Consider the following 24,113-nt stretch of genomic DNA (forward strand, 5'->3'; position numbering starts at 1 on the left):
CCCAAACCCTCCGAACCCGCCAAATCCCCCGAAGCCGCCGAAGCCCCCAAATCCTCCAAAGCCCCCGAAGCCGCCTGCCGGATATGCTGTTTCCCTTGGTGTCATGACTAACTCTCCCTACCTTTTCGATTGGCCGGTTCCGCTCCATTCTCAGGGCGGCAGTCCGGCTTGCCTTAGGGTTTCGGCGAAGTCCTTCCCAACCTGAAACTGCGCACTTGGCGAATTCTTCAGCCAGCGGCTTACGGTCAGATCCGGCTGACGCTCGCGCAGTTCGCTGATGGTCTGAGCTGCCAGTTCGGTGTGTCCAAGACGCATTTCCGCGACAGCCTTGGCACGCAGCGTCGAGGTGTGCGCACGGTTGGAGCGAAGCGACTGGTTGGCGAACTCGAGAGCACGGTCATATTTTTCGGCCGTAACGCAGGCGGATGCCGCAAGCGACAGAAAAAAGTACCTGTAGGGATCGATGGGAGACAGGCGGAGGGCCAGTTCCGTGTCCTTGACAGCCTCCTCGCCAGCTCCCTTGAACGCGAAGAGAGTGCCGCGCAGCAGGCGGCCCATGGCGTAATTCGGATTGTACTCGAGGGCCATGTTGTAACGCTGTTCAGCTTCTTCGAGCTTGTGCGCGAGATTTGTGAGGGCAAATCCTTCGGACACAAGGGCCGTGACATTTGTCGGGTCGTGGTCGAGCGCGGTTTGCGTGCAGCTCAAGGCTAGGGATTTTTCGCGCTCTGGCGAATCCGTCCAACCCTGTTGAACCGCCAGAACGTGCCATTTTGCCTTCCATGCCAGGGCCATTGCGGGTTGGCGCGACGAACGGTGAATCAGTTCGTCAAGAAGTTCGGCGGCGTATTCGAAATGATGGCGCGAGAGCCTGTAGATCAGTCCGATCGCACTCATGAGAAGCGAATAGGCATCGAGTGTCTGCATCGGGCAGGACAGTGCCTGTTGCACCTCGCTCCGGAAGATTGCCGCGTGGCAATCCTTGGCGAACTGATACATGACGGATGAATCGCTAAGGAGGGTAGGAACCTCCTCGCTCAGGCGATCCGACCAGATCACGCGCCCGGTTTTTGCGTCGGCGAGTTCCGCGTCCAGAATTACGTGGTTCGCATCACCGCTATAGGTCCCCGACAGGACAAAATCCGCCTGAAGCGTCTCCGAGATCTTGGCAAGGGAGATGTTCCGCATGCGAAAACCTGTCGTCGACAGGCGGGAAATGACATTGAGTTCCGAGGACCGGGACAGTGCGACGATCAATTCCTCTGCGAGCACTTCACCGAGCACGTAATTGTCTCTTGATCTGCTGCGTGGCGTGAAGGGAATAACCGCGACGGTGGGGAACAGGTCTTCGAATTGCTGTAACGGAAAAATGCTCGGGTGGGTTCCCACGGGATGAACCCTGAAGGCCCGCACCGTCTCGGCGACATTCTTGAGGTGGCAATCACCAAGATCCTCGAATTCCGCGTCGAGTTCGCTTGCCAAGGCATCCCTGACCTCGGCGGAGGCAACAATCTCTCCGGGGCGGGCAAGTGACATGAGACGGGCGGCAATGTTGACGTGGCTGCCATAAATGTCGTCATCGCCGGTGGTGAGCACGTCGCCGGTGTCGATACCGATGCGAACCTGCAACCGGTTCACGGCAGGGAGTTGCTCGTTGATCTTTGCCAGTTCCGTAGTGAGACGCATTGCAAACCGGACTGCACTCGTTGCGTGCTCGATTTCAGCCAGAATGCCGTCGCCCAATGACTTCACGAGCCTGCCATCGTGTTCCGGCAGAAGGTCATCTTTCAGGTAGGCGACAAAGGAGAGCCAAGCTCCTATGGATGCATTGTCGGCGGTCGTAAACAGCCGCGCAGATCCAACTACGTCGGCAAAAAGTATTACTTTCTGCCGATTCTCCCATTTTTCGAATAGCCGTACGGGCTTTCGGTATTCAGCGGCTGCCTGCATGAATTCCCTCGTAGCGACAAAATCGCTCCACCTGAAAACAGTCTTAAATCAAATATTAGGCACCAATTTTTCGTAGAAATAATGAGGTAATTAACAATGATTGTTTCACATAGATAGATTTTCACACGCGTTTTCAAGCCGAGCTGCGCCATGGTCAGGCGAAATCGCTCCGTGTCCACTTGCGTTTCCGATAATAATTTTCTTTTTTCCGCTTCTAGATTGCCTTCAATCTAGTCATGTGTAAAGCAATACATTTATTACGCTAGGGAAGTTTTCCTTAAATATTTAGATTTGATTTTTTAGATGCGCACTTGCACGCGATCCTCAGGAAATAGGAGGGGGCGATGCGCTCTCGGTGCAATTGGCACTCGTGAAGCCTTCCGGCTGTCCTTTTCGGCTGTTTTCCTGATCCTGACAGGCTTGGTCCTTGCCTTTGTCGCCGCGCTCTCTTTCGTGGAGTGGCCGAAACCGGCACCTGCCGGTACCGGCGGAGGTCATTGATCCGTGTGGCCGGCTATCTTGCCAGTCGAAGTGATTTCGTCTTTGAACGCCGGGAAGAGGGGGATCTTGGAATATTGCAACTTTCAATACACGTAATGGTATTGCTGTCGCATTCCGTCAACCTAGGGCGTTACATCTTCGTTATTTCATGCTAACGTAGCTGCCTGTTTGAAAAACAGATTGATGCGCTTTTGATTTGCAGGCGCCGCAAGTAAATTTTCGCTTTTCAAAATTCAGATGACTGTTCTCTCGAGTTTTCAATGGGAGGAAATAATGGCAGGCATAAGAAAAGACATTGCCAAGCTCGGCGGGCCATGGTCCGACACGATGCTTTGGTATGCGCGAGCCGTTGGTGAACTGCGGTCGCGCCAGTTGCGTGATCGGACAAGCTGGCTCTACCTGGCAGCGATCCACGGCATCAATCCTCAAGGCTGGATTGACCAGAACATCATTTCACCGACCACGCCGGCACCAAACGCCGACGAGCAACGATTGATGTTCAACCAGTGTCAGCATGCGGGTTGGTTTTTCCTGCCCTGGCACAGGGGCTATCTGCATGCGTTCGAGGCAATCCTGGCAGACTGGATTGTCAGCCAGGGAGGTCCGACTACATGGGCATTGCCCTACTGGAATTATCTCAACGGGTCTGATCCAGCGTCGCGAGACTATCCGCAGGAGTTTCTGGACAGCACCATTCCGGGTGACAACACGCCGAACCCGTTGGCCAACGCGTTTCGTGGCCCTGCCGTGAAACTTGGTCCGCAGGCCTGGATCAATGTCGACATTTCGCTCGACGCGCAAACCACGCAGACCGTTTATACATCAATCCCCGGCACGCTTGGATATGGCGGTCCTATCAGCGGCTTCGACCAGCAGGGCAATGCCTATGGTGCGGTCGAAAGTGACCCGCACAATTTCGTGCATGTCATGGTGGGCGGCAACGTACCGCCCAGTCCGACCGGCTGGATGTACGATCCGGATTTTGCCGGTCTCGATCCGATCTTCTGGGTTCACCATTGCAACATCGACCGCTTGTGGGCGGCCTGGATGACCGGGGGAGGCAACTCCCAGGAAACCAGCCGACCCTGGCTCAACGGGCCGTTCCCGCGCCAGTTTGCGATGCCGGACGCACAGCAAAATATTTCCATTTTCACGCCGGAAGACACGCTGCCGGGCGCGGCTCTTGCGCCGGTCTATGATAATCTGATCGATGGAACGGGCATTACGCCCACCGTGGGGATTGCAATGGCCACCACACCGACAGGTCGGGGCACTTCGACACTCGTCGGGGCAAACGACGAGGTGCTGCAGGTTACCGCAAGTCCGGTAACGGCACGCGTGAAACTGGCAGCAGCGCCAGTTGCGGCCCTTGCTGCTGCAGCCCCGGCCGCAGCGGAGCGACTTTATCTCAACGTTGAAGGTGTCCGGGGAAATTCTCCGAGCGGTGTTCTTTCCGTTCGTGTTGTTGCGCCAGGCATACCGGATGCGGAAATCAACGAAACTCTGGTGTTCTTCGGCCTTGGAAAGGCCAGTTCAACCGACGGTTCGCACGCAGGCAACGGCCTGTCATCAACCGTGGAAATCACCGATAAGGTTGCGGCCATGCAGGCGCGTGCAGGTGCTGCAATCCAGGAGCTCGAAGTTAGCCTCGTTCAGCCAGAGGGAGCCTCGTCGGAAATTACCGTCGACCGGATCAGCATCTATCGTCTCAGGGTTAGATGACATGTCCCGGCTGGCAGCCTTTGCCGTGCAGACCAGTCGGGGCGCAATGCCCTGGCTGATTGCCTTGAGCGCGGGCAGCTACCTCCTGCTCGGTTTCGCACAACCTGCTTCGAACGTCGCGGCTCTTTGCGGGCGTCTGAATGTTGCGCAATCCTTTTTCCTGCCCGCACCGAACCTTCAATTCTCGCAGATCTTGCAAGCGGTAGCTGCGGACTGGATCCTGATGGTCGTGGCCATGATGACGCCGCTGGTTGCTGCCAATCTGTCTTATGTCGGCCGAGTGGTGCATGCGTCCCAAAGGGTGGCTGCAAGTATTGCCTTTCTGCTCGGTTATCTCTGCGTCTGGATCTTGTCGGGCCTGTTGGTTGTGCCACTGGCGTTTGTCCTGGCGCTTGCCGGCGCCTGGATCGACTTGTCGTTGGCGTTCGGTGTCGCTGTCGTTTGGAGCATGTCCCCGCTCGCCCAATGGGCCAGAAACAGGTGCCACGGTACCAGCCGGATGGCAGCTTTCGGACAGGAGGCACAGGCTGATGGTTGCTGGTTCGGTCTTCGAACCGGGGCGGCTTGTGTGTTTGCTTGCTGGCCCTGGATGCTTGTGCCTTTGCAGGTGGAGACCGGCCATATTGCCGTGATGGTGCTGACAGGTCTCTATCTTTTCGCCGACCGGATTGCACCGCCTGCCGCACCAGTCTGGCGCCTGCCTCCGGCACTGGAAACTGTTCTGGGGGTGTCGCTCCTGCCAGGAGGACGCGGACCAAACAGGCACAGTCTGCGCCACACCAAGCCGCTTGCTGCAACAAGCCAGCCCGTCCGGACACGCCATTGACGGTCATAGGAGGAAATCATGCCGATCAATTTCATTCCGAACGACCCGAGAGCCGGACACCCGCCTGCAGCCGTCATCGAGGCGCATGCTGAGCGGCCAGATGAACTGGCCCGGTATGTCTATCTGGGCTCCGTCCTGGAAGACACATATCCAACTGACAGCGACGGCTTTCTGTTCTGGCAATGCCGCGAGGCCGCTCTCAGAGCCATCGACCTTTGGGAGTTGATCGACGGGAGCACGCTGACCACGTGGCAAAACGGGAAAACCTTGCGGTTGAAACACAAGACACCGGGGCAGCCCCAACTCAATGCCTTTTACGACAGGCTTTCGCTCTCCTTTTTTCAGGTGGATGCTGCCGGGGGAGACAGTTACCGCTCGGGGGCAAGTACGGATGTTGTCGCACACGAGGCGGGTCATGCCTTTCTGGATGCAATTCGCCCGGATCTTTGGGGTGCTTTTCAGGCGGAGCCGGGTGCTTTTCACGAAGCCTTCGGAGACTGCATCGCAATTCTCGTCGCGCTTCAGGACGAGGCGACCCGCAAGGTGCTTGTGGATCAAGGTCTGTTGAGACAGAAGAACTTTGTAGAGTCCACTGCAGAGGATCTGTCCCACGGTATTGCCGTCCTGGTCGACGCAAATCACAATGCGGCGGTCCCTCGGCGCGCTCTCAACACACATCAATGGGTGATGCCGGCCTCCTTGCCGGTGTCAGGTGGCCCGGGCGTTCTGATCAACGAAGTACATTCGCTGGGCATGATTTTCAGCGGTTGTTTTTACGACACGCTGACGAACATCTATCAGTCGCGCGGTGTGGAGAGCGAAAAAGGATTGCTGGCGGCGGCAAGGACGGCGGGAGAGTTGCTGGTTGCTGCTGCGCGCACGGCGCCACTTAAACCTCGATTTTTCCAGGCTGTCGGCAACGCCATGCTGATTGCGGACGGAATGCGCAATGCCGGGGTCAATGCCCAGGCGATCCGGGACGGTTTCGGGGCCCATAATGTGCTGTTGAATGCCGAACAACTGACATCCCCCACCGTGGTTCTGGCTGGCCGGCCGCCTTCGGAAACCGTTCATTCCGTTCGTGATGTGCTGACACAGGCCTCCCGCCGCAGCCTGCTGGAAGTCACCGGAGATGATACGGATCAGCGGTTCTACGGCAGCCGGGTTCAGCTTGGCGACCAGTCGGTAGCAGCCGTTCGGCGGCGCCAGAAAGTCTCGCTCGCAGATGTCGCCAGCGATCTGGAAGGCGTCTATTGCTACGTTGAGGAAGACGTCCTCATCGGTGAGCAAAACGGGAATGCCGCCCTGCTGGGCGAAGTGGAAACAGTTCGGCAATCCGCTGTCGAGGCACAAAGCTTTGTCTTCAGCCTGCACGCCGCCGGTCAGATTTCCGAAGAGGCCCACAGCCAGGCGGGCGACGATACGATCGGTGCGGTGAGCCATGTGGTCAGTAACGTGGGGGAGGAGCGTCGATTGCTTCGAAAGCGTTTCAATTGCCGGTGTCACGCTCTTCCAGGTACGGCAAGGGCCTTCCTGTGTACTTGATCAGTTGAAGCCCCTTCGCCGAAGTATGCGCCTGCCGGTCTCATCAGTTTCGACATAGTGCGTCGGTTGACCGAGCAGTGGCGACGCCATGCCTTCAAGCTCTCCTGCTTCAGCTTGGCCTGTCTCACCTGGTGCCATCTCAAGCTGGCCATTGGCCCGCAGACTTTGAATGTAAGCCTTTGCCTCCTGGATCGTGTCTTCAGCAACCTCTTTGAATGCGACAGGGTGAGGGCTGTCGGGCTGTTCAATGACAAACGACGTGGGAAGGTTCAGGAACAGGCCGGAGAGAGCGCCAAGTGCGCTGTCTTCCACGGATATCAGGCAATGACCTTCTGCTTCGATCCGCTCCGGGCGGAACGAAACTTGCTGGAGGTCGACAACACCTTCCGCGGCTGCCAGAACCGGCAGCACCAGTTGCAGGTTCTCGGCCGCGTTTCTTCCGGTTTTCCGGGCAATCTTCAATAGCATTGCCGGCCAGCCAGACATTCCATCGGCGCCAGTCTCTTCCAGAAGTAGTTTCGGTAAACCTGGCGGGAGAGCGGCGTCCGTGCTGCCGGGACTGGTGTCCACCAAAACACATTCCGATGTGGGATCATTTACCGCGAAACGTTCCCGCAATTCTCCCAGGATTGTTGCGTCAACACCGGGTTTGTTCGTCTCAATGACCTGGGAGGAGCCAGCTGGAAGCTGTAGCTCTCTCAAGGTGGACAAGACTGCAGCTGCGTCATTTGACGAGCGAACAACCAGAGCGAAGGCAAGCGGAGCTCCCGTTTCACCTCTCATCTGGCCAATCGCATCCAGTGCCTCACAGACGAAGGGTCTGAGGGCGCCATGCGGGTCAAGAAGACTGTCCGGTGTCAAAAGCAGCAACCGCAGCAGTTTGGCCTCCTGGTTTCCTCAGACGCGTTGCAGGAATTCAATGACCCGCCGGGTGAGCAGGGCAGACGCTTCTGCATCAAACGATGGTAGCGAGCTGTCAGCGAAATAGTGCTCCTCTCCGGGATAGAGAAAAAGAGCCGCATCCTCTGCCGTTTCAACGATCTCGTGCGCGGCATCGATGTCACCTTCGCCGACGAAAAAAGGATCATTGTCCATAGCGTGGATTTGAACAGGGACGGCGTTAGGCCAGGGCCCAAAAGACCAGTCACCGCTGATCGGCAGGCAGGAGTGGAACAGCAAGGCAGCCCGTGCTCCAGGCCGGGTTTGAGCAAGCTTCTGCGCCGGCAAAACACCAAACGAGAAACCCGCGTAGACGAGATCGTGGGGGAGTTCGTCTGCCATGCGGACACCGCGTTCACGCATCTCGTCAAAGCCGGTTTCCTCGATGAAGGCGAGGCCCTTCTCGATGCTGTTGAACGTATTACCCTCGAACAAATCCGGCGTGTGCACTTTGTGGCCGGCCCGTCGCAGATTGTCTGCAAACTTCAGCATCCCGGAAGTCAAGCCAAGCGCATGGTGAAACAGCAGAACCTCAGACATCTGGCTCCTCCAGAAGTGGAAAATAGCACGCAGCAAGGCATCGTGTCATCGGTGGGCGCATGCAACGGCGCGACCCGTCTCCGGGGACGCCTGTACGTCGGACGGACTTCTGACTTTCCGAAGCTGAATGGCAGCGAAAGCGGTAACAGGCGGGACTGCGCGCGGGCAGGAAGGAGGTTGCGCGATCCCTGTTTTCCTTTCGGGGTGGCAGATCTCCCGGTGCTCTTCGCACGCCGCGCCTGTTGCCTCATAGTTTAGCCTCCCGGCCTTATTCGTCCGGAAGGCTGTATTGGTGGAATTGAAGATCTGCCGCTTGCTTAGGCTTACTGCGGTGGCGGCGCAGCGTTCATGATCCGCTTCGACATGTCCTCAACAGACGTGGAGAAACTGGCAATCCGCGGCGGGAATTCCTCGAAGGAGGCAACAAACTTGTTCACCAGGCCGAGTGCCGGACCGATGGCCCAGGACCTGTTCTCCTGCCATTCGTCAAATCCCCGGGCGTCGTGGAACCGTTCAAAGGGATCGAGATCGAGGCGCGTGATCAATGGGGAGGTCATTTCGTATTGGTTGCCGTTGAACCAACGGTCCTGACTGGTGAACAGGAACTTCCATTCCCCGAAGCGCAGGCCGTGGAAAGTGGTTTCAGTGAAATAGAAGAACTCCATCCGGTTGGAAGGCCCGGTTTGGGTCAGCAACGGGGTCTGGTCATAGCCGTCCAGATGAACCTTGAATATCTTGCCGCCAATGTCCGCACCTGCCAGCAACTGTTCCTTGATGTCGGGCTGACCCAGTTGAGACATGATGGTCGGGATCCAGTCCTCCATGGTCATAAGTTCGCCGGTGGTGGTTCCTGCCGGCGTTACTCCGGGCCAGCGCACTGCCATGGGCACCTTGAAGCCGCCTTCATAACCGCCCACGCCCTTTTCCCCCCGGAAAGGCTGGTTGCCGCCGTCGGGCCAGGAGTTGGACGCCGCACCGTTGTCGGTGGAGAACATCACCATCGTATTGTCGGCGACGCCAAGTTCGTCCAGCAGGTTCAGAAGCTCACCTACGTCGTCGTCCAGTTCCACCATGCCGTCGGCATAAACATTGCCAGTGCCGGTGATGCCGTCATAATGGTCGTTCAGGTTGGTGCGATAGTGCATGCGGGTGGTGTTGTGCCAGACGAAGAACGGCTCGTTGGCAGAGACAGCCTCCGTAATGAAGCGCTTGCTTTCTTCAAGCACGTCCTGGTCGAGGTTGCGCTGAATTTCCTGGCCGAAGGGCCCGAGATCCTCGATCTCCTGACCGCCATCTGCTTTTGCAAAGCTGTGAATGATGCCTCGCTGTGCCAGGTTCGCATCCTCGAAAGCCTGTGCCGGATAATCCACCTGCTCGACATATTCCCCGGCGTTCAGGTGGTAGAGGATCCCGAAGAATTCATCAAACCCGTGGTTGGTGGGTAGATGTTCGTCCCGGTCACCAAGATGGTTCTTTCCGAATTGTCCGGTGCGGTACCCCAGGGGCTTGAGCATTTCGGCCAGTGTCGGATCTTCGGACGAAAGACCTTGAGGCGCACCGGGGAGACCGACGGTGGACAGGCCGACCCTAAGCGGGTACTGGCCCGTGATGAAGGCCGCCCGGCCTGCGGTACAGGACGCCTGGGCATAATGGTCCATGAAGAGCATGCCTTCGTTTGCGATCCTGTCGATATTCGGCGTTTCGCCTGCCATCATGCCTCGATGGTATGCCGAGATGTTCCACATCCCGACGTCATCCCCCCAGATGACGAGAATATTTGGCTTGTCTGGTTCCTGGGCTGTGGCAGCTACCGGGGCCAGGCAGGCAGCAAGTGCTGCTGCCGCAATAAGTTTCAACATCACGCGGCTCCTTCACGAACGATAAGTCCATCAAACAGCCCAATGATCCCATACGTCAAATGGATTGCAAAAATGCCGTATGCAAACTTTGGGTGTGAGTTAATGCGAGTGTTCAAACAAGAAGGGTATATGCCACCGGAAAGTGAGCTGCTGATTTCGGGACATGGTGGCAATGACTTCCAAAGTTGCGCCGACCAGACAGATCAGTGAACGTTGACGATTTACCCCAAGCGAAGTCCAATTCGTTGCTGGATAATATCCCGGGAAAATTGCATACTGGAGCTTCGCTACCAAATTGAAGGTGCTCTTTTTCTTCGGGTGTTGGGAGCTCGAATTGAAAGGGTGGCCCTGCAGACTGGCGAGTATGAGAGTAGAGGACTGCCCTCATGCAAAAATCGGTCTTTCAAACGGGCGGTAGGTGCGCAAGCAAGTGGAAATCGACACACAGGGCCATGCAGCAAACCCGTAGCGACTTTTGAGGCAGGAGAGGCGGACGTGGGCGAGACCAGAACCAGCAAAGCACGCAGACACTCACTCACCTTGAAGGTGTCGCTGTTTGCACTGATGTGCCTTGCGGGCACACCGCAGCAGGCAAACTCGGCTGAAAGCGGTGTCGGTTTTTATCTGCTTGGGTCCAAGGGGCCATTTGCGGCGGTGCTGCCCGGGCCGGGTGTCTACTTTCAAAATGACGTCTATTTCTATTCAGGGTCTGCCGGGGCGAGCCGTGACCTGCCTGTTGGCGGCAGGATTATCGGCAATGTCGACGCGACCGCCTATATCGATCTCGCAACTGGCTTGTGGGTTGTGCCGACAAGCGTTCTTGGGGGCAGCCTTGCCCTGCAGGTGACGGTTCCCTGGGGTGGACAATCCGTCGATGCTTCACTTGATGCCGGCGGAATTCTCGGAGCGTCTGTCAGCGATACGGTGTTCACAATTGGTGACCCCGTGGTTGGCGCCTCGCTGGGCTGGCACAACGGCAATTGGCACTGGACGACGGGTTTCCTCGTCAACGTGCCGGTGGGGGACTACCAGAAAGGCGAGATTGCCAACGTTGCCTTCAACCGTTGGGGGCTCGACATTAACGGTGGCGTAACCTGGTTCGATCCCAAAAGCGGCTGGGAGGTTTCCGGTGTTGCCGGTTTCACTTTCAACGGCGAAAACCCGGCCACGAACTACACCACCGGAACGGAATTTCACTTCGAAGGGGCGCTCACCAAAACCTTTTCACCCCAGTTCTCGGCGGGGCTGGTCGGCTATTACTACGACCAGATTACAGCCGACAGCGGATCCGGCGCCAGGCTTGGCGATTTCGAGGGACGCGTTGCCGCTCTTGGTGGCACGGCCGGCTACAATTTCCAGCTTGGCCAGACACCGGTCTCGACACGCGTGAAGGTTTACCGGGAGTTCGCTGCGGAAAATCGTCTCGAAGGGACTTCGGCGTATCTCACCCTGACGATCCCGCTAAGCGTGAAACAGTAGATCGGGCATAGCCCAGTCAATTTGTGGTCAATGCGAAGTGGCAGCTTATTCGAAAGCCTGCGACTAGTCGCACAGTCAGGCTTAACAACCAAAACCCGCCCGATCGTTTCCGATAGGCGGGTTCTTTCGTCTGGGCGCCGGGAGCCGCGCTGTGGCCGGTGGGAACCGGCCTGGGCGAACTCCCGGCTAAGCTTTGTGTGCGATCGAATTCAGACTTCCGGCCGGTGTCGGCCAGAAGTCTGTTGATCGTCAGCTGCAGCCGCTGGTGGAGCCGCAGGTGTCGCACTTCAGGCAGGTGCCGTTGCGCACCATGGTGAAGTTGCCGCATTCCGAGCAGCTCTCGCCTTCGTAACCCTTCATTCGGGCCTGGGCGATCTGCTGAGCCGCGGTTTTCACCTGTGGGGCAGGGGCCGAGGTCACTTCGACAGCGGCAGCTGCTTCCGAGCCGCGGGCGAAAGCCGTTGCGACGGCGGAGGTCTGGGCGGCGATTGTTGTGCCCAGTTCCACTTTCACCGCTTCGGTGATCTCGCCGGAAGGCTCGTTGCCGGCGACGAGACGGAACCGCTCTGTCTGGCCGCGGACGAGGCCGTGGGAAACCACACCGCCTGAGCTACCCTTGTCCATGGTCTTGACCGCGCCAGCGCTGACCGGGCCGCTGAAGGCTTCCGGCGGGACGTGGGCAAGGTCGTGACGACCGAGATAGGATACTGCCAGTTCACGGAACACGTAGTCGAGGATCGACGTGGCGTTCTTGATCGCATCGTTGCCCTGGACCATGCCGGCCGGTTCGAACTTGGTGAAGGTGAACGCGTCGACATATTCCTCGAGCGGCACACCATATTGCAGACCAAGCGAAACCGAGATCGCGAAGTTGTTGATGAATGCCCGGAGAGCCGAACCTTCCTTGTTCATGTCGAGGAAGATTTCGCCAAGGCGGCCATCGTCATATTCGCCGGTGCGCAGGAAGATGGTGTGACCACCGATCTTTGCCTTCTGGGTGTAGCCCTTGCGGCGGGTCGGCAGTTTTTCCTGTTCGCGGACAACGCGTTCGACGATCCGCTCGACGATGCGTTCGGCAACCACTTCGGCCTTTGCAGCCATCGGCTTGGCGGCCAGAGCTTCGAGGGCCTCGTCCTCGTCTTCGTCCTCATCGGCCAGTAGCTGGGCGTTGAGCGGCTGGGACAGTTTGGAACCGTCGCGGTAAAGGGCATTCGCCTTGAGCGCGAGTTTCCAGGACAGCATGTAGGCTTCCTTGCAGTCCTCCACCGTCGCATCGTTCGGCATGTTGATCGTCTTGGAGATCGCGCCGGAGATGAACGGCTGGGCCGCTGCCATCATGCGGATGTGGCTTTCCACCGACAGGAAGCGTTTGCCGATACGGCCGCACGGGTTGGCGCAGTCGAAGACCGGATAATGCTCTTCCTTCAGGAACGGTGCCCCTTCCAGGGTCATCGCACCACACACGTGGGTGTTGGCGGCTTCGATGTCAGCCTTGGAGTAGCCGAGGAAAGTCAGGAGATCGAATTCCGGATCTTCCAGCTGCTCGTCGGTAACGCCGAGGGCCTTCATCTGCTCGTCGCCGAGGGTCCAGCGGTTGAAGACGAACTTGATGTCAAAGGCCGACTTCATGCCGTCCTTCAGCTTGGTCAGGCTCTCGTCGGTGAAACCCTTGGTCTTCAGCGCGGACGGGTTGACGCCCGGTGCCTGATCGATGGAACCATGGCCAACGGCGTAGGCTTCGATCTCGCCAATCTCGCTTTCGGTGTAACCGAGCTTGCGCAAGGCTTCTGGAACAGCGCGGTTGATGATCTTGAAGTAGCCGCCGCCGGCCAGCTTCTTGAACTTCACAAGCGCAAAGTCAGGCTCGATACCGGTGGTGTCGCAGTCCATGACCAGACCGATGGTGCCGGTCGGGGCAATAACGGTGGACTGGGCGTTGCGGTAGCCGTTCTTCTCGCCAAGCTCAAGGGCACGATCCCAGGCCTTCTTGGCCCGCTCGACGATCACCTGATCCGGGCAGGAAACATGGTCAAGAGCAACCGGAGCCGTGTTGAGGCCTTCGTAGCCGTCCGCTTCGCCGTAGGCGGCGCGGCGGTGGTTGCGCATGACACGCAGCATGTGGCTTGCGTTTTTCTTGTAGCCCGGGAAGGCGCCGAGTTCGCCAGCCATTTCAGCGGAAGTGGCATAGGCAACACCGGTCATGACCGCGGTGAGGGCGCCGCAAAGCGCGCGGCCTTCGTCGCTGTCGTACGGAATGCCGGAGGTCATCAGCAGGCCGCCGATGTTGGCATAGCCGAGACCGAGGGTGCGGAACTTGTAGGACAGTTCTGCAATTTCCTTGGACGGGAACTGAGCCATCAGCACCGAGACTTCCAGAACGATGGTCCACAGGCGGACGGCATGTTCGTAGTTGTCGATGTCGAAGGACCGGTCTTCCCGGCGGAACTGCATCAGGTTCAGGGACGCCAGGTTACAGGCCGTGTCGTCCAGGAACATGTATTCCGAGCAAGGGTTGGATGCGCGGATTTCGCCATCGGCAAGGCAGGTGTGCCAGTCGTTGATCGTGGTGTGGTACTGAAGGCCCGGATCAGCGGAAGCCCAGGCGGCATAGCCGATCTGTTCCCAAAGTTCCTTGGCCTTGACGGTCTTCAGAACGTCACCGGAGCGGCGGGCGGTCAGGTCCCAGGTGCTGTCGTCAACAACGGCGTTCAGGAAGCCGTCGGTCACACGCACCGAGTTGTTGGAGTTCTGTCCGGCAACCGTCAGATAGGCTTCGGAATCCCAGTCCGTGTTGAACGTCGGGAATTCGATCTTGGTGAAGCCCTGCTTTGCAAACTGGATGACGCGCTGGATGTAGTTTTCCGGCACCATCATCTTCTTGGCAGCACGGATCTCACGCTTCAGGGCCGGATTCTTGGCCGGATCGAAGCAGTCGCCATTGTCCGCCTCGCAGTTGACGCAGGCGCGCATGATTGCGCCGAGGTGCTTCTGGCAGATCTTGGAGCCGGTGACGAGCGCGGCCACCTTCTGCTCTTCCTTGACCTTCCAGTTGATGTATTCCTCGATATCCGGATGGTCGACATCGACAACGACCATCTTGGCCGCGCGGCGGGTGGTGCCGCCGGACTTGATCGCGCCGGCTGCCCGGTCGCCGATCTTCAGGAAGCTCATCAGGCCGGAGGACTTTCCACCACCGGACAGGCGCTCGCCTTCTGCACGCACGTGGGAGAAGTTGGAGCCGGTGCCGGAGCCGTATTTGAACAGGCGCGCTTCACGGACCCAAAGGTCCATGATGCCGCCTTCGTTCACCAGGTCGTCGCCGACGGACTGGATGAAGCAGGCATGCGGCTGCGGATGCTCATAGGCGCTCTTGGACTTGACGAACTTGCCGGTCTGGAAGTCGACATAGAAGTGACCCTGGCCCGGGCCGTCGATGCCGTAGGCCCAATGCAGGCCGGTGTTGAACCACTGCGGAGAGTTCGGCGCCACCTTCTGGGTCGCCAGCATGTAACGCAGTTCGTCGTAGAAAGCCTGAGCGTCGGATTCCTTGTCGAAATAGCCGCCCTTCCAGCCCCAGTAGGTCCAGGTTCCAGCTAGACGATCAAAGACCTGACGACCGTCAATTTCAGAGCCGTAGCGCTCGTCCTCGGGCAGGTCTGCCAGTGCGGCCTCATCGGCCTCATGGCGCCACAGCCAGGACGGAACGGTGTTTTCTTCTACGGCCTTCAGCTTGGCGGGCACGCCGGCCTTGCGGAAATACTTCTGCGCCAGAATGTCGGACGCGACCTGTGAAAACTGGGTCGGGACCTGAATGTTCTCAAGACGGAACACGATGGATCCATCAGGATTCCGGATTTCGCTGGTAGCGTTCCGGAAATCTACGCTGGCGTAAGGCGATTGACCTTCCTTGGTGTAGCGCCGCTCGATCCGCATCTTCTCAAGTCCCCTTTTAGATTACAGCCGGTTCCCCCGAACCGGGCTTGACCGCATTGCATCCGAACTGGCGTGGCCGCCTGCCTCTGTTCTCGAATGCCGCCCTGCAAGTTACAGGCTTCGAGCCTGTATGTAGCGTATCTTGTGTTTCTATCCACTATATATAGTGGTCATCAACAGGTTTGTCACGACATGCGCCTTGAAGTCGGCACAACAAAACCCGTCTCCCGGCTTTGGGGTCAAAGACCTGGAGCGGTACTCTTGGATACTGATGGTTTTGGATGACCGGAGCGCCCGGATAGGCACCCGACTACGCACATCGCAATGATGAGAAACTAATGTAAACGAATTCTTAAGGTCAAGGACCGAGTGACAACAGCTAGTGCCTGGATTGTGGGCAAACGCAAAATCTTGTGTGGTCGTGTGGATAATGGGGACCGGAGCGGGGACAGCGTTTTAGCAAGGGATTTAGCGCTTGCTTTCCCGGCGAAGGAGTGCCCGCCAGGAAGGCACAAGACCCTGTGGATGACGATAGACCGCATTTTATGAAAATTTGAAGAAAATGGCGGTGATCGATTTCAACCGGGTTTAAGCCGGGTCTGGTTTCATGATGGCGGGATAGGGAAAAAGGTCCGCAATTCATGAAACATCACGCCGCATTCGGACTAGCGATGGAGGACATCGATGCTGTCGTCGTCGAGGACAGCAAGCCGATGCAGACGATTCTCCGGTCGATATTGCTCAGCTTCAAGGTTGCGCGCGTGCGGGTGTTCGATTCGGTCGACGAAGCGCTCGAGGCAAGTCTCGCCGAACCACCCAACGTGATTCTCACCGACTGGCGCATGGCGCCGACATCCGGCTACCAGTTCCTGCGTCTGGTGCGGCATCGCCACATGGAGCCGCTTTGTTATGTGCCGATTCTCTTCATTACGGCACATGGCACGCGGCCGCTGGTCGACAAGGCCTTGCGGGCAGGTGCGCACCATGTGCTGGTCAAGCCGGTTTCGCCGTCGACGCTTTTCAAGCGCCTCAAGTGGCTTCTTGCAGACGACCGGCCGATGATCCTGGAGAACTCCGGCTTCTACAATATCTATGGCATTCAAAAGGCCATGGATGAACAGGCGGAAAAGATGCAGTCGCTTGCCGGAGCCCGGCTGCACCACCGCGTTGCCACGCAAAAGCGTGCGGAAGTGGAAGGAGCCGTTGAGGCGGCATTCGACTCCAAGGAAGAAGAGCCGGAAAAGGTCTTTGCCGGTGTAAAGAAGGAAGCGCCTCCCAAACAGCATTCCGCCGCTGCCAAACATATCCGCAATGCCGGCTTTGCACCCTTCAAGGGTTTGAAACTTCACTGAAGCAGCCTGTTTGTGACCACCTGGGTGCGGTGTGCACCGGGCGTGACTGCGGCAATCGGCCCGCAGGCGCAAAATCCCGTTCTTTTCTGGCTGCCAACTCTGGACAGATGCGGCCGTTGTCGCCATAGTCCGCGAAATTCCGTCCTGTCATGTTGGCGGGGCAACGGATGTTTCCGACTTGCAATCAAGGGACCTTCAAAGGGCCATGAAAACTCTGCTGCTAGAATTGTTCACCTGGTGGAACAGCCAGACAATGGGCACCCGCTTCTTTACGTGGCGCAAGGGTGAGTTTGTCGGTGAGGATGAGTTCGGTAACAAGTACTACAAGGAACGCGCGGGCAAGAAGCGCTGGGTGATCTATAACGGTCTTGCCGAAGCCTCTGCCATTCCCGCGGGTTGGCACGGCTGGATGCATCACCGCGTTGATACGCCGCCGTCCGAAGAAACCTATCACGCCAAACATTGGCAGCAGGGTCACAAGGTCAATCCGACGGGCACTCCGGCCGCTTACCGGCCGCACGGTTCCATCCTGACCCCGGAAAAACGCCCGGATGTGACCGGCGATTATGAAGCCTGGACCCCGGGCAGCTGATAACCGCGCATTGCGAAAATCATGAATGAAATAGCCCCGCAATTGCGGGGCTTTTTTGTTTCGGGCCAACCGGACTTTCAGCAACCTGAATGTTGTCTGAAGAAGTGACCTCAGATTATCCGCGCTCCAGGTGAGAAATTCAAAGGGGTATATGTAAATACATTTTACAATTCATAGTATATAATTTCAATTGTTTTTGTATCGAAAATATTTATTTGTGATTTGAGGCACATTACGCAAGGTAAAATAAGTTACAAGGAGAAGGATGTTAGTATTAGCTAAGGAGCAGACTAATGGACCAGGAATGGATGAAGCTCCAGGAGTTGAGCAACCGTCTTAACAATGTCTGCAAACCGGCCTGGGAAAATATTCTGATCAAGACAGGCAGCAGTTATGTAAACGCCGATGAGGCTGTTCGAAAGCTTTTGCCGAAAGGCTACGATACAGAGCCAGGCTGGGCCTGGACGGCGTTGAAGGCCACCATGAAAGGTCCCCTGGCTGCCGTGATCACCAATCCGGTGGCAGCAGGAATAGCGACTTTCTACATCATAGATGCCGTCAAGGGTGAAAAAGAACCGCTTCCGTCACCACCGCAGTTTGATACCGATCCGCAGAAATATCTTCAGTACATCAAGTTTCACTACAATCTGGTCTACATCAGCTCCACTCAGAAGATACTGAAAATGCAGGAAGCTGCGCGCACGGGCGGTTCGGTGAACATCGAACAGCTTCGCCGCTCGCTGGAGCGGTCTCCATTCGCGCATGTGCCGCGAGGCTACAAATCGTTCAAGCACGACAAACTGGAAGAAAACATCGAAGCCGGTTTGTGGGCGATATGGCTGACCAACCTGAGCAGCGATCACAAACTGGAACAGGTTTCCCGCGCGATGGGGGAGGATGACCGACATAATGCCAGCGGCGCGGCTCGAAAGTCCGACGGGAAATACTGTCACCACCTGTGGCAGAGACTGAAGGACCTTGGAGCGTTCGACCGGGCCTATTCGGGCGGCGTGAAGAAGCGTGACAATGCCAAATCTACCGATGGTTTCATGGGGAGCGGCACGCCATCTTACGAATATGAATTCTGGCTCAAGATAGCTCGGGATTTCTGGGCAAAAAATCAGTCACCGACGGAATTGTTTTATATCGCCTTGGAGGAACCGGCAGCCGAACTGGCTTTCCGGAACGCCATGAGGACGTTTGAATCGCAAGATTTTACGCACAGAATGAGCGCTTTCCTTTCGCCGTCCTGGTCGAAAATTCGCGATATAGTCGGCACCGGCAAAGGCGGAAAGAACTGAGCACGTTGCGCTGATTTATGAAGCCGGAGAAGGTTCTTTCGCCCATTGACAGAGAGAGACTGCTTGGCGACGACACGTCTGAAAGCCACGGCATTGCCGGAGCCGTTCCGGTCTGTTGTTGGCCTGGCTGTTCCTGCTTTGGTGGTGACGAACTAGGCTCGCAAGCAAGAAGACCTAGCGCTCGTACCAACTATCGAGCACCGCCAAAACCTCCTCACCACTGGCTTGAGGTGACAGGGCGTAGAAATCGGTTTCCAGCTTCAGGGCTTCGCTGAGCAGCTCGTTATAGGCAGCTTGAGGAACTTCCTCGGTGCCGAACTTGCTGAGGTGCTCGGTTACGAACTGAGTATCGAGCAGGGAATAGCCGCCGACGATCAGCCGGGCAACCAGATGCGCAAGGCACACCTTGGAAGCGTCGGTGCGGAAGGTGAACATGCTCTCGCCGAAAAAGGCGCCGTTCAGGCTGACACCGTAAAGCCCCCCGACAAGTTCGCCATCCTGCCAGGCTTCAATGGTGTGGCAATAGCCCATGTCGAAAAGCTCGCCGTAGAGACGCCTGATCTCCCGGTTGATCCAGGTTTTCTGGCGTCCGGGCATGGGCTCGGCACAGCCATCGATAACACCCTGAAAATCCGTGCTGACCCGCACCTCGAAAACGTCGTTGCGAATCGTCCGGCGCAGGCGGCGAGGCAGGTGAAAGTTGTTGAGGGGAAGGATGCCGCGACGCTCTGGCTCCAGCCAGAAGAGGCCGGGGTCGTCGGCAGATTCTGCCATCGGAAACAGGCCGCAGGCATAGGCTTTCAACAGCACCTGCGGTGTGATTTCCATGATGATGTCGTCTTTGTAACCAGCCATGAGGCCTCACTTACCAGACGGGATGGGCAGATCAGCAGGTGTCGACTTGAGCACCCAAAATCTGATCGGCCGGAGTGCCGGAGCACCTCATGCGCATTCCTTGGAACACGCGATGCTCCCGGCACTCGTCCCAGGATCCGGTCAGCTGGACTTCTTCGCCAGATATTGTTCCAGCCAGTGGATGTCGTACTGACCGTTCGCTATGTCCTGATTTTCCACCAGATCGCGGAAAAGCGGAATAGTCGACTTGATTTCGTCAACCACAAATTCGTCCAGGCAACGACGCAGACGCATCATGCATTCCACGCGGTTACGGCCATGAACGATCAGCTTGCCGATCAGACTGTCATAATAAGGCGGGATCTTGTAGCCCTGATAGACACCGCTGTCGACGCGAACACCCAGACCGCCCGGCGGGTGGTAGTAGGTGATTGTGCCCGGTGACGGCGTGAAGTTGACCGGATCTTCCGCGTTGATGCGGCATTCGATGGCGTGGCCTTCGAACGTGATGTCGTCCTGGGTCATATCCAGCGATCCACCTGCGGCGATGCGGATCTGCTCGTTGACGAGGTCGATGCCGGTGATCATCTCCGTAACAGGGTGTTCAACCTGCAGTCGGGTGTTCATTTCAATGAAATAGAACTCGCCGTTCTCATAGAGGAATTCCACCGTGCCAACGCCGCGATACTTCAGCTTGCGCATGGCAGCAGCGACGATCTCGCCGATTTCCTTGCGCTGGCTGGCATTGAGGCTCGGGGAGGGAGCTTCTTCGAGCACCTTCTGGTGGCGGCGCTGCAGCGAACAGTCGCGTTCACCGAGGTGAACCGCATTGCCCTTGCCATCACCCAGAACCTGGATCTCGATATGCCGAGGCTTGCCGAGGTATTTTTCCATGTAGAGCGCGTCGTCGCCGAAGGCAGCCTTTGCTTCGGAACGTGCCGTGGACAGGGCAGTATCGAGTTCGGCTTCGGTGCGGGCAACCTTCATGCCGCGGCCACCGCCACCTGCAGCTGCCTTTACCAGAACCGGGTAGCCGATCTCGCGGGCGATCGCGTGGGCGTCGTCACCAGCCGTCACGGCACCGTCGGAGCCAGGAACAACCGGGATGCCAAGGTCCTTGGCCGTCTGCTTGGCCTGGATCTTGTCACCCATGATGCGAATGTGTTCAGCGGTCGGACCGATGAATTCGATACCGTGTGCTTCAAGGATTTCCGCGAAACGGGCGTTTTCCGACAGGAAGCCGTAACCCGGGTGGACGGCATCCGCTCCGGTGATTTCACAAGCCGCAAGAAGCTGCGGGATGTTCAGGTAGCTGTCGCGCGCGGCAGGCGGGCCAATGCAGACGCTTTCGTCTGCCAGGCGCACATGCATCGCATCCGCATCAGCGGTGGAGTGAACCGCAACGGTGGAGATGCCGAGCTCTTTACAGGCGCGCAGGATGCGCAGGGCGATCTCGCCGCGGTTGGCAATGAGAATCTTGGAGAACATGGCCACAACGGCTCCTTATTCGACGATAATAAGCGGTTCGCCGAATTCCACCGGCTGAGCGTCGTCCACAAGGATCTGCTTGACGGTGCCCGCCTTGGTGGCAGGAATGTGGTTCATGGTTTTCATGGCTTCGATGATCAGGATCGTCTGACCTTCCACCACCTTGTCGCCAACCTGAATGAAGGCCGGTGCGCCCGGTTCGGCGGCGAGATAGGCCGTGCCGACCATTGGCGAGGTTACGGTCGTGCCGGCGTGGGCCGGTTCGGCGGCAGGCGCTGCTGCTGCCGGGGAAGCCGCTGCGGCCGGTGCTGTCGGTGCGGCCATCGGTGCTGCAACGTTTACCGGCGCGCTGATCGTCATTTGACGGGCCACGCGAATGCGCGTGTCACCCTGTTCCAGTTCGATTTCCGAGAGATTTGTCTCATCCAGGAGAACGGCGAGGTCCCGGATCAGGGCCGTGTCGAATTTCTTGTTATCATTACGCATCATGTTTGGCTCTCATACTCGGTCCGCAAGACACGCAGCTGGCCGGCTCGCCGGGCGACCGCTCCATACCGGGATGGGGTCAGACCCGAAATATCCAGCCCTGCAACTCGATCAGGGTCCGTAAGGCCGGGGCCGCAACCACGCTCTTGCTCCGCCGTTGTTGGGCGGACAAAGATCTTCGGCCCGTCTCTTCCTGGAGGCGAGCCACGCTTCTTATAGGGATTCAATTGGAACAGGAAAACCCCCGATTTCTCACTGACATGAGGAATGGGGGTTTCCAACAGGCAAGTGAACGCCGAAACACTGTTTCGGCTCACAGGTTCAGCAAGTGGTCTGGCCGCAATTCTGCAGCGCGTCGAGCTTCTGGCTCAGTTCCTCATAACCGACCGCGCCCATGACCACGTCGTTGCCGACCACATAGGACGGAGTGCCGGTCAAGCCGAGACGGTTGGCCAGGGAGTAGACTTCTTCAATCGTCTGGCCGGCTTCGTCCGTTTTCATGGACGCCAGGAGATCGTCTTCCGAAATGCCGACGGACGTCGCTGCGGCGAGGGCGCTGGCCCGGTTCGCCTGGCCGCGGCTCAGCAGCAGTTTTTCATGGAATTCGCCGTATTTCTCTGGCGCCACAGAGTTGACCGCGACAGCCACCTGGGCTGCTTCGACAGAGCCCTGGCCGAGAACCGGGAATTCCTTCAGGACGACTTTAAGGTCGGGGTTTTCATCGATCAGCTTGACCATGTCGCCGTGCGCGCGCTTGCAGTAGCCGCAATTATAATCGAAGAACTCGACCAGGGTGACAGACCCTTCCGGATTGCCCAGCACTACTTGCCGCGACGAATTGAAAAGAACGTCGGCGCTTTCGTTGAGGGCTTCTACGCGCGCAACTTCTGCAGCTTCCTTTTCACGGCGATCGAGTTCGGTCAGCGCTTCGGCAATCACTTCAGGATGCTCAAGCAGATATTCCCGCACGATTTTTTGAATCTCACCGCGGTTCAGATCCTGAGCGGCAACCGGGCCAGCCAGCAGGGTAAGTGCAAGCGCACAAGCCGACAGGACGCGCAGCAGCATCGGCGGGCAGAGCGACCCGGTCTTCAGGATCTGGATCTTCGGGGAAGTTTCGGTCATTCAAGGCTCCTCAGGTAACCGTCTTTCGTTCGAACGGCACCCATATGTGTCTGAGATATCAGCGGCCGTTGTTAGGCAGATTAGGTGGGTTGTACGCTACAATGTCGTCCGCTTGAAGCCATGCTGGCGTTCCTCTCTTCAAACTTTTTTGAGCACGCGCCGCGTAGCGTTTCGCAGCCTGGAAATCGCCACTCACCATCAGGCCTTTCGCAGTTGCCAAATCAGCTTCCGCACGCTCGCCCTGGCGGCCGTGGGCAATGGCCAGCTGACTGTAGGCAACGCCCGAGTTCTGGTCCCGCTGGATCGCCTCTTTCAAGATGCGTTCTGCCTCCGGCAGATTGGACTTGTCATTCGAAGCAACCAGCGCATACCCGAGCCAGGTGAGGAACTGCGGTTCGGTCGGTTTGAACGACAGAGCCTTGCGGAAGGGAGCGATCGCGCCTTTGGGATCGCCGCCTTCGATCAGGGCCTGCCCCTTGAGCTCGTAATAGTAGGGGTTGTTCGGCTGCGTGCGGATCAGGGCGTCTATCTCCTTGACCGCGCCTTTTCCCCGGCTCTTCATTGCGGCTATAGCGCGTGCGTATTGTGCCTGGGGGCTTTTGTCGCTGCGCGGATAGGCTCGCAACGTGGCGGACGGATGGCTGGTGAAGGCGAACAGTTTGGCCCGCACCATGTCGTGCCTGTATTGCAGTACATAGTCTTCCGGCTGGTTGAAGTATTTCGATTTCTGCGCGTCGGTCGCCAGACTGTTGTAGCGGTCCTGCGCCATCGGGTGGCTCTGTGCATAAGGGTCGGCGTATTTGCGGGTGAACATCTGCTGTTCCGACATGCGCTCGAAGGTCTTCAGCAGGCCGCGCGGGCTTTGTCCGGTGGCACTCAGGTATTTGAGTGCGGCCCGGTCGGCTGCGGCTTCTTCGCCGCGCTGATAGGACAGGAACGACCGCTGGCCGACGGATCCCGAGCCCATGATCACAGCGCCACCGCCCGAAGCAACCTCACCGGACCCGGAGGCCGCCCCGGCTGCCGCGGCCCCCGCACCGAGAATCATGCCGATGACAGAGATGATCTGGGCATTGGCGGCAGCGGCACGCAGGCGCACGAGATGACGACCGGCGATGTGGCCCGATTCATGGGCAATGACGCCAATCACTTCACCGGGTGTTTCCGATTCCATGATGACACCGATGTTGATGAACATCCTGCGGCTGTCGGGAACGAAAGCGTTGAAGCTCTTGTCGTTGACCAGAATGATTTCCGGTTCTGAATTGGAAATGCCGGCAGCCTTGAAGATCGGCGTCGCATAGTCCTTCAGAAGATGTTCCGTTTCTGCATCGCGCACGAGCGGCAGGCTGCGCCCCTGTGCCATCGCTGGTACCGAAACAAGAGGCAGGGCGAGGGCGCTTGCACAGGCAAGTGCGACCGCTTTACGCGCAAGGCTGCGAGGAAAATCGATTTTCAAAATGGCGGAACCAGGCACAGGTGCAAAACTCCAATCCGGACCGGAACGCTTTCCAGGCTCATCTTTGCTCAGATGTTATCCTGGGACATGGATGTGTGGCGAAGGTATGGAGGTCTGCGATGCGGGTCAAGGAAGCCGGCATGACAAAAAGGTAAGGTGCC

The 24,113-nt window shown here is 57.9% G+C and carries 17 protein-coding genes; 7 read left to right on the top strand and 10 right to left on the bottom strand.

Going from position 1 to position 24,113, the window contains the following annotated elements; all coding sequences use genetic code 11:
• Positions 1–150 precede the first annotated feature (150 nt).
• Positions 151–1,950, bottom strand: a complete 1,800-nt coding sequence (locus J7447_RS26670) for a FlgO family outer membrane protein (protein WP_209171460.1) — start codon at positions 1,948–1,950, stop codon at positions 151–153.
• 774 nt (positions 1,951–2,724) lie between these two features.
• Between J7447_RS26670 and J7447_RS26675 the strand changes: the two genes are divergently transcribed.
• The 3 genes from J7447_RS26675 to J7447_RS26685 are packed head-to-tail and all read left to right on the top strand — an operon-like array spanning position 2,725 to position 6,544.
• Positions 2,725–4,173, top strand: coding sequence for a tyrosinase family protein (locus J7447_RS26675; protein ID WP_209171461.1), 1,449 nt, complete (start codon positions 2,725–2,727; stop codon positions 4,171–4,173).
• A 1-nt stretch (position 4,174) separates the two neighbouring features.
• Complete coding sequence (locus tag J7447_RS26680; RefSeq protein ID WP_209171462.1) at positions 4,175–4,999, top strand: DUF2182 domain-containing protein; 825 nt, start codon at positions 4,175–4,177, stop codon at positions 4,997–4,999.
• Positions 5,000–5,017: 18 nt separating this feature from the next.
• Positions 5,018–6,544 carry a hypothetical protein gene (locus J7447_RS26685; RefSeq protein ID WP_209171463.1) on the top strand — a complete coding sequence of 509 codons (1,527 nt, stop codon included), beginning with the start codon at positions 5,018–5,020 and terminating at the stop codon, positions 6,542–6,544.
• Here the strand turns inward: J7447_RS26685 and J7447_RS26690 are convergent, their stop codons facing one another.
• The 3 genes from J7447_RS26690 to J7447_RS26700 all read right to left on the bottom strand — a co-directional run bounded on the left by J7447_RS26690 (position 6,545) and on the right by J7447_RS26700 (position 9,882).
• Positions 6,545–7,030, bottom strand: coding sequence for a hypothetical protein (locus J7447_RS26690; protein ID WP_139314078.1), 486 nt, complete (start codon positions 7,028–7,030; stop codon positions 6,545–6,547). It abuts the gene before it with no gap.
• Positions 7,031–7,441: 411 nt separating this feature from the next.
• Entirely contained in the window at positions 7,442–8,023 is a 582-nt protein-coding gene (locus J7447_RS26695) for a dienelactone hydrolase family protein (RefSeq protein ID WP_209171464.1), read from the bottom strand.
• Positions 8,024–8,346: 323 nt separating this feature from the next.
• A complete protein-coding gene (locus J7447_RS26700) occupies positions 8,347–9,882 on the bottom strand; it encodes an arylsulfatase (protein ID WP_209171465.1) in 1,536 nt (511 codons plus the stop codon).
• Positions 9,883–10,377: 495 nt separating this feature from the next.
• Between J7447_RS26700 and J7447_RS26705 the strand changes: the two genes are divergently transcribed.
• On the top strand, positions 10,378–11,361 hold the full coding sequence (locus tag J7447_RS26705) for a transporter (RefSeq protein ID WP_353653822.1): 984 nt from the start codon (positions 10,378–10,380) through the stop codon (positions 11,359–11,361).
• Positions 11,362–11,610: 249 nt separating this feature from the next.
• Here J7447_RS26705 and J7447_RS26710 read toward each other — a convergent pair whose 3' ends face one another.
• Entirely contained in the window at positions 11,611–15,294 is a 3,684-nt protein-coding gene (locus J7447_RS26710; RefSeq protein ID WP_209171466.1) for a vitamin B12-dependent ribonucleotide reductase, read from the bottom strand.
• Positions 15,295–15,935: 641 nt separating this feature from the next.
• Here J7447_RS26710 and J7447_RS26715 point away from each other — a divergent pair.
• The 3 genes from J7447_RS26715 (at position 15,936) to J7447_RS26725 (ending at position 18,539) form a co-directional block, all read left to right on the top strand.
• Positions 15,936–16,646: a response regulator gene (locus tag J7447_RS26715; RefSeq protein ID WP_075282094.1), complete on the top strand. Its 711-nt coding sequence runs from the start codon at positions 15,936–15,938 to the stop codon at positions 16,644–16,646.
• Positions 16,647–16,851: 205 nt separating this feature from the next.
• Positions 16,852–17,238 (top strand): NADH:ubiquinone oxidoreductase subunit NDUFA12, encoded by a 387-nt coding sequence (locus tag J7447_RS26720; RefSeq protein ID WP_168686741.1) that lies wholly within the window; start codon positions 16,852–16,854, stop codon positions 17,236–17,238.
• A gap of 293 nt (positions 17,239–17,531) precedes the next feature.
• Positions 17,532–18,539: a hypothetical protein gene (locus J7447_RS26725; protein WP_209171467.1), complete on the top strand. Its 1,008-nt coding sequence runs from the start codon at positions 17,532–17,534 to the stop codon at positions 18,537–18,539.
• Positions 18,540–18,713: 174 nt separating this feature from the next.
• Here J7447_RS26725 and aat read toward each other — a convergent pair whose 3' ends face one another.
• The 5 genes from aat to J7447_RS26750 all read right to left on the bottom strand — a co-directional run bounded on the left by aat (position 18,714) and on the right by J7447_RS26750 (position 23,970).
• A complete protein-coding gene (gene aat / locus J7447_RS26730; RefSeq protein ID WP_022998396.1) occupies positions 18,714–19,394 on the bottom strand; it encodes a leucyl/phenylalanyl-tRNA--protein transferase in 681 nt (226 codons plus the stop codon).
• 141 nt (positions 19,395–19,535) lie between these two features.
• Positions 19,536–20,882 carry an acetyl-CoA carboxylase biotin carboxylase subunit gene (gene accC, locus J7447_RS26735; protein WP_022998397.1) on the bottom strand — a complete coding sequence of 449 codons (1,347 nt, stop codon included), beginning with the start codon at positions 20,880–20,882 and terminating at the stop codon, positions 19,536–19,538.
• A gap of 15 nt (positions 20,883–20,897) precedes the next feature.
• The gene (accB, locus tag J7447_RS26740; RefSeq protein WP_031268390.1) at positions 20,898–21,368 is read right to left on the bottom strand and encodes an acetyl-CoA carboxylase biotin carboxyl carrier protein; all 471 of its coding nucleotides are present in this window, start codon (positions 21,366–21,368) and stop codon (positions 20,898–20,900) included.
• A 321-nt stretch (positions 21,369–21,689) separates the two neighbouring features.
• Positions 21,690–22,493 (bottom strand): DsbA family protein, encoded by an 804-nt coding sequence (locus J7447_RS26745; RefSeq protein WP_286189644.1) that lies wholly within the window; start codon positions 22,491–22,493, stop codon positions 21,690–21,692.
• A 58-nt stretch (positions 22,494–22,551) separates the two neighbouring features.
• Positions 22,552–23,970 carry a M48 family metalloprotease gene (locus tag J7447_RS26750; protein WP_200863737.1) on the bottom strand — a complete coding sequence of 473 codons (1,419 nt, stop codon included), beginning with the start codon at positions 23,968–23,970 and terminating at the stop codon, positions 22,552–22,554.
• Positions 23,971–24,113: the final 143 nt, after the last annotated feature.

The organism is Labrenzia sp. R5_0 (assembly GCF_017743835.1).
GTDB lineage: Bacteria > Pseudomonadota > Alphaproteobacteria > Rhizobiales > Stappiaceae > Roseibium > Roseibium algicola.